5 protein-coding genes are annotated in these 6,826 nt (G+C 73.6%); 1 reads left to right on the top strand and 4 read right to left on the bottom strand.

What is annotated here, in order from left to right:
* Positions 1 to 3,894 (bottom strand): type I polyketide synthase (locus tag ACFYNO_RS41045; RefSeq protein ID WP_388023875.1); only part of this gene is annotated, 3,894 nt, incomplete at its 3' end.
* 313 nt (positions 3,895 to 4,207) lie between these two features.
* Entirely contained in the window at positions 4,208 to 4,642 is a 435-nt protein-coding gene (locus tag ACFYNO_RS41040; RefSeq protein WP_388023872.1) for a nuclear transport factor 2 family protein, read from the bottom strand.
* Positions 4,643 to 4,813: 171 nt separating this feature from the next.
* On the opposite strand from ACFYNO_RS41040, the gene ACFYNO_RS41035 reads away from it, so the two are divergent.
* Positions 4,814 to 5,212, top strand: coding sequence for a nuclear transport factor 2 family protein (locus tag ACFYNO_RS41035; protein WP_388023868.1), 399 nt, complete (start codon positions 4,814 to 4,816; stop codon positions 5,210 to 5,212).
* Positions 5,213 to 5,219: 7 nt separating this feature from the next.
* Here ACFYNO_RS41035 and ACFYNO_RS41030 read toward each other — a convergent pair whose 3' ends face one another.
* Together ACFYNO_RS41030 and ACFYNO_RS41025 are read right to left on the bottom strand one after the other, a co-directional pair.
* A complete protein-coding gene (locus tag ACFYNO_RS41030) occupies positions 5,220 to 5,990 on the bottom strand; it encodes a thioesterase II family protein (protein ID WP_388023866.1) in 771 nt (256 codons plus the stop codon).
* A gap of 47 nt (positions 5,991 to 6,037) precedes the next feature.
* A partial coding sequence (locus tag ACFYNO_RS41025; RefSeq protein ID WP_388023864.1) for a phosphopantetheine-binding protein occupies positions 6,038 to 6,826 on the bottom strand: 789 nt, incomplete at its 5' end.

The raw sequence follows: 6,826 nt of genomic DNA, 5'->3' as shown, positions 1-6,826 counted from the left end.
AAACTCGGACTGCGCCGACCGCACCAACCCCCACACCGCACCACCCTCCACCTCGGCCAAATCCGCCACCACCACCAGCCGCGCGCCATCCCACCGCTCCGAGGACACCCACTCCCGCACCAACCCCAACATCTCAACCGCCGACCGGCCCGCCACCACCACAACCTCCGCCGAACCCACCTCGTCCAGCCCCCCACACACCCGGCCAAGCCCCTCCCACCCCGCACCGACCACCGCCCAATCCCCCACCGACACCCCATCCACCGAGCCCCCGCCCACCGGCACCCACACCACCCGATACAGATCCCCACCCCCCACAGCCGCCTGCGGCTGTTGGAAGGCCACGCTGTCGATGGCGACCACCGGCGCACCGGTAGGGTCCACCGCACTGACCGTCACCGCATCGCCCTGCCCGGCGATCCGCACCCGCAGTGCGGTGGCGCCGCCGGCCGCGAGCGAGGCCCCGGCCCAGGCGAACGGCAGGCGCAACTCGGCATCCTCGTAAAGCAGTCGGCTCGCGTGCAGCGCGGCATCCAGCAGCGCCGGGTGCAGCGCGAACCGACCGGCGTCCTGCTCCAGCCCCTCCGCGAGCGCGACTTCGGCGAAGACCTCCCCGCCGCGCCGCCAGGCCGCGCGCAGCCCCTGGAACGCCGGCCCGTATTCGTAGCCCGCCCCCGCCAACCCCGCGTACCAACCGTCCAGTTCCACCGGCTCGGCGCCGACGGGTGGCCAGGACTCCTCACCCAGCCCGCCGACTTCCGTGCTCCCACCGCGGCCCAGGGTGCCCGTCGCATGCCGGGTCCACGGTCCGTCCTCCTCCAGGCGGGCGTGCACACTGATCGCGCGTCGGCCGTCGGCGGCCGGCGCCTCCACTCGCACCTGGACCTGCACGGCGCCGTCGGCGGGCAGTACCAACGGGGTCTCCAACAGCAGCTCCACCAGCTGGTCGCAGCCGACCTCGTCGCCCGCCCGTACCGCCAGCTCCACGAACGCGGTGCCCGGCAGCAGCACGGCCCCGGACACCGCATGGTCGGCGAGCCAGCCGTGGGTGCCGACCGCCAGCCGCCCGGTCAGCAGGTACTCATCGGTGTCGGCGAGCGCAACGGCGGCGCCCAGCAGCGGGTGCCCGGCCGTACCCAGCCCGGCGGCGGTCAGATCACCGGCCGTATCGGCGCCGTCCAGCCAGTACCGCCGCCGCTGGAAGGCGTACGTGGGCAGCTCCACCGCCCGTGTGCCGCCCGGCAGGACGGCCCGCCAGTCGACGGGCGCTCCCTGCACCCAGGCCTCGGCCAGCGAGGTCGCGAACCTCGGCCAGCCGCCCTCGCCACGGCGCAGCGACCCGACGGCGACGGCCTGCGTGCCCTCGACGGTCTCGGCAACGGCGTTGGCCAGCACCGGATGCGGACTCAGCTCCACGAACAGGGTGGCCCGCTGCTCGGCCAGTGCGCGGACGACCGGCGCGAACCGCACCGGCTGCCGCAGGTTGGTGTACCAGTACTCGGCGTCCAGCCCGGCGGTGTCCAACCGGCCGCCGGTGACGGTCGAGTGGAACGGGATCTCCGCCGGAACCGGCGTGATTCCGGCGAGCGCGGTCAGCAGCTCCGCGCGGATCGCCTCCACGTGGGCGCAGTGCGAGGCGTAGTCGACGTCGATCCGCCGGGCCCGCTCCTGCTCCGCCAGCAACTGCTCCAGCGCGTCGGCATCACCGGACACCACGGTCGCCGACGGCCCGTTGTGCACCGCCACCGAGATCCGCCCGCCGTACGGCGCGATCAGCTCCGCCACCTCATCCACCGGCAGCGGAAGCGAAACCATCCCACCCCTGCCCGACAACGCCAACAGCGCCCGCGACCGCAACGCCACCACCCGCGCACCATCCTCCAACGACAACGCCCCCGCCACACACGCCGCCGCGATCTCCCCCTGCGAATGCCCCACCACCACCGCCGGCACCACCCCGAACGACCGCCACACCTGCGCCAACGACACCATCACCGCCCACAACACCGGCTGCACCACATCCACCCGCTCCAACCCCACACCGCTGTTCAGCACTTCGACCAACGACCAGTCGACATACGCCGACAGCGCCGCCGAGCACTCCGCGATGCGCGCCGCGAACACCGGCGAGCAGTCCAGCAACTCCGCCCCCATCCCCACCCACTGCGACCCCTGCCCCGGGAACACGAACACCACCCGGGCATCCCCGAGCACCGCACCCGACACCGCATCAGCGGCCGCCTGCGCACCCGCCACCGCAGCCAACGCCTGCCGCCCCTGGGCGAGCTCACCGGCCAGCACAACAGCCCGGTGCTCCAACGCACTCCGGCTGCCGGCAAGCGCCCACGCGACGTCCGCAACAGCGACGTCCTCCGCCAGCGCCTCCGCCAGCCGCCCCGCCTGCGCGGCCAGCGCGCCCCGCGTTCGCCCGGACAGCACCCACGGCAGCAGACCCGCCGTCCGCATCGCCGACTGGCGGCTGCCGGCTGCCTTCTCCACTCCCTCAAGCTCCGGTGCCTGCTCCAGGATCACGTGCGCGTTCGTCCCGCTGATCCCGAAGGCGGAGATCCCGATCCGCCGCGCCTGCCCGGTCTCCGGCCAGGCGGTGCGCTCGGTGAGCAGACGCACCGCGCCCGCCGACCAGTCCACCTCGGGGGTCGGCCGATCGGCGTGCAGCGTGCGCGGCAGCACCCCGTGCCGCAGCGCCTGCACCATCTTGATCACACCCGCCACCCCGGCCGCCGCCGCCGTGTGGCCGATGTTGGACTTCAGCGACCCGAGCCACAACGGCCGTTCCGACGGCCGCCCTTGGCCGTAGGTGGCGAGCAGTGCCTGCGCCTCGATCGGGTCGCCCAGCCGGGTGCCCGTCCCGTGCGCCTCCACCGCGTCGACCTGATCTGCCGTCAGCCGGGCGCTGGCCAAAGCGGCCCGGATGACCCGTCGTTGCGAGGGGCCGTTCGGGGCCGTCAGCCCGTTCGAGGCACCGTCCTGGTTGGTCGCCGAGCCGCGCACCACGGCCAGCACCTGGTGGCCGTTGCGCTGCGCCACCGAGAGCCGTTCGACCAGCAGCACGCCCACGCCCTCGGCCCAGCCCGTGCCGTCCGCCTCCGCCGCGAAGGCCTTGCACCGCCCGTCGGGCGCCAGGCCGCGCTGCCGGCTGAACTCGACGAAGAGGCCCGGCACGGACATCACGGTCGCCCCGCCGACCAGCGCCATCGAGCACTCGCCCGCGCGCAGCGCCCGGCAGGCCCAGTGCAGCGCGACCAGCGAGGAGGAGCAGGCCGTGTCGATGGTGACGGCGGGGCCCTCCAGCCCGAAGGTGTAGGCGAGTCGGCCCGAGACGACGCTGCCGCTGGCGCCGGTCAGGGTGTAGCCCTCGGCGCTCTGCGGACCGCGCTGGGTGCCGACGATGTAGCCGGGGGTGGCGGCGCCGACGAAGACGCCGGTGTCGCTGCCGCGCAGCGCGTCCACCGGGATGCCCGCCCGCTCGAAGACCTCCCAGCTCGTCTCCAGCAGCAGCCGCTGCTGCGGATCCATCGCCAGCGCCTCGCGCGGCGAGATCCCGAACAGCTCGGCGTCGAACCGGGTGGCGTCGGCGAGGAAGCCGCCGTGCCGGGTGTAGGAGGTGCCGGCCTGCTCGGCGTCCGTGCCGAACAACCGCCCCAAGTCCCAACCCCGGTCGGTCGGGAACTCGGAGATGGCGTCGCCGCCGGCCGCCACCAGCTCCCACAGCTCCTCCGGCGAGGCGACCCCGCCCGGCAGCCGACAGGCCATCGCCACGATCGCGATCGGCTCGTGGTCGCGCTCCTCCACCGTCTGCAGCCGCTGCCGGGTCTCGTGCAGCTCGGCGGCAGTCCGCTTGAGGTAGTCGACCAGCTTGTCTTCAGTCGCCACCTGGGAGGGTCCCCTTCCACTGTCGGCCCGGGCCCGGCGTTCCGCCGCGCCCCTTCGCCTTTCTGGTGGGTCGTCGGTTCTGCCGCACGACCACCGGGAGTCCGCATTTCCGCCGGCTCCCGCCCCGGGAATTCCAGGCGCTCCGGAATTCACCGTCGCCGCGTTTCCACGGCCGGTCCGGAATTCCCGCGCCGGGAGCAATCCTGCACCCGGCGGAGCGCTCCGGGACCCCTAACCTCACGACCCCCCTAGCCACCCCTGCGGGCCCCCTACCGGGCCTGCCGAGCCCCGAGGGGGCCCGGCAGGGAACCCGTCAGAGCACGGAGACGTCCGAGCGGCCCCAGAAGGCGCGCATCTCCTCGATCAGGCCGCTCGGCCCGACCTTGACGAACATCACGTAGCGCACCCGCATCCGGGCGCGCCGGGGGTCGGCAGGGGGCTCGACCACGCCGTACTGGGCGAGGAACGGGCCGTTGGGCAGGTAGTTCATGGTGGCGGTGACCGGTACGGCGGCGTGCAGGCCGTCCTGGCAGGCGACCGGCTCGCCGTACTCCTCGTACACCTGGCCGGCGATCGCCGCGCCCGCGTGCGCCCGGAAGGCGGCGTGCCCGACCCGCCAGCCGGAGCCCACCGGGTCCTCGAACCGGACCGCTTCGTCGTAGAGCTTCAGCAGCCCGTCGAGGTCGCCCTCGTTCACCCGCCGGCAGTGCTCGACCGCCAGCTCCTTGCGCCTCGCCTCGTCGACCATCGGGAGCCCCGCTTCCGTTCCGGCGGACAATTCGAGCGGACATTAGCAATGCCGAACCGGGCGGACAATGGCGATCGGGGTCCGGCACCCCGGAATAGGGGTGGCCGCTGGGGTGCGCTCCGGCATACCGTTCCAGTGCCGTTGCCGCCGAGGCGTTTTCTGGAGGTTCTGGTGCCGGACGAAGCGGCCCGCAAAGACCTGGTGCTCGAATACTGCCGCCGGATGAATGCCGGCGACCTGGACGGCGCCGTGGCGCTGTTCGCCCCCGACGCCCGGTTCGAGGACCCGGTCGGCGCGCCCGCGATGGTCGGGGCCGCCGCGATCCGGGCGCACCTCGCCCAGGCGATCGGCTACCGGGTGCGCGAGGCACCCGGTGAGCCGACGGCGGCGATGGACGCCGAGCACGTGGTGCTGCCAGTGGCCATCACGCTGCGCACGCCGCAACTGCCGCCGGGCAAGCTGGCCCGGATCAACCTGATCAGCGTGATCCGGGTCGGCCCGGACGCCCGGATCCACGAAGTCCGGGTGTACTGGGGGGAGTCGGACGCGTCCGTGGTGGACGCGGCCTGACGCACCATCAGATTACCCGCGCGGCCTCGGCCGGGTGAGCGGCGAGCAGGGCGGCCACCGAGCGGGCGGTGGCCGCCCAGTCGTCGCTGAGGTAGAAGTGGCCGCCGGGGAGGACCCGCAGGTCGAACGAACCGGTGGTCTGCTCGGCCCACGGGCGGGTCTCGTCCACGGTCACCCGGGGGTCGGCGTCGCCGGTCAGCGCGACGATCGGGCACCTCAACGGGTGGCCGGGGCGGTGGCGGTGGGTCTCGATGGCCCGGTAGTCGGCGCGGGTGGCGGGCAGGATCATCCGCAGCACCTCCTCGTCGTCCAGCAGCGAGTTCGCCGTGCCGCTGAGCTTGCGGATCTCGGCGATCAGCCCCTGGTCGTCACGCTTGTGCACGTGCTCCTCGCGGTGCACGGACGGAGCCCGCCGGCCGGAGACGAACAGCGCGAGCGGCACGCCGGCCTCCCCGTCCTGCCGGAACCTGCGGGCCACCTCGAAGGCGACCACGGCGCCCATGCTGTGCCCGAAGAAGACCAACGGCCGGTCGGTCCAGGGCCGGAGAGCCTCGAACACCGCGTCGGCGAGCGCCGGGATGTCGCCGAGGCACGGCTCCGCGAGGCGGTCCTGCCGGCCCGGGTACTGCACGCCCGCCGTGGTCACGGACGCCAACTGCTGGGCCAGCGGGCGGAAGAAGGTCGCCGAGCCGCCCGCGTGCGGGAAGCAGACCAGGCGTGGACCGTCCTTCCGCTCGGGGCTGAACCGGCGGATCCACAGGTCGCTCTGCTCGGTCACGTTCGCTGCTTCCTCTCGCGTTGTCACACGGTCGGACTGACCGGGCGTCAGAGTCCCAACTCGTTCTGCAGGAAGTCCAGTACCTCGTCCGCCGAGGCGGCCTCCAGCCGGTCCGCCACGGTGGCCGTGTCGGAGTGGGCCTGCTGCGGCTCGCGCAGGCGGGAGAGCAGCAGTTCAAGCCGGGCGGCGGCGGTGGCGCGGTCCTCCGCGTCCTCCGGCACGGCGAAGGCGGTCTCCAGCCGGTCGAGTTCGCCGAGCAGGGAGAGCGCGGGCGGGGTCGGCGCGACCTCGGCCAGCAGGTGGGCCACCAGGGCCGCCGGGGAGGGGTGGTCGAAGACCATCGAGGTGGGCAGGCGCAGGCCGGTGGCCTGCTGGAGGCGGTTGCGCAGTTCGACGGCCGTGAGGGAGTCGAACCCAAGGTCCTTGAAGGTTGCCTCCGCGTCGATCCGGCCCGTGCTGCCGTGGCCGAGGACGGTGGCGGCGTGGGTACGGATCAACTCGTCGAGCAGTTCCCGCTGCTGGGCCTCGGGCAGAACGGCGAGGCGCTGGGCGAGCGTGGTGGGCGACTCGATCGCGGTAGCGGTCCGGCGCCGGGGGGCGCGAACCAGGGCCCGGAAGATCGCGGGCAGATCGTCCACCTGCGCCAGAGCCCGCAGGTCGAACCGGGCCGGGACCAGCACGGGTTCGTCGCGCTGGAGAGCCGCGTCGAGCAGAGCGAGGGCTTCGGCGGGCCGCATCGCACGGATACCCGCACGGGCCATCCGCGCCAGATCCACCTCACCCAGCGTGCCCGCCATCCCGGCCGCATCCCACTGCCCCCACGCAAGCGACAGACC

Origin of the sequence: Kitasatospora sp. NPDC006697 (assembly GCF_042869935.1) — a bacterium.
Classification (GTDB): domain Bacteria; phylum Actinomycetota; class Actinomycetes; order Streptomycetales; family Streptomycetaceae; genus Kitasatospora.
Note: the sequence above shows the minus strand (reverse complement) of the source record. Positions and strands in the feature narration are given on the sequence as shown.

Bases quoted from the DNA above. Each gene is read 5' to 3' on its own strand.
- ACFYNO_RS41040 (WP_388023872.1), bottom strand. From the start codon at position 4,642: ATGGTCGACGAGGCGAGGCGCAAGGAGCTGGCGGTCGAGCACTGCCGG.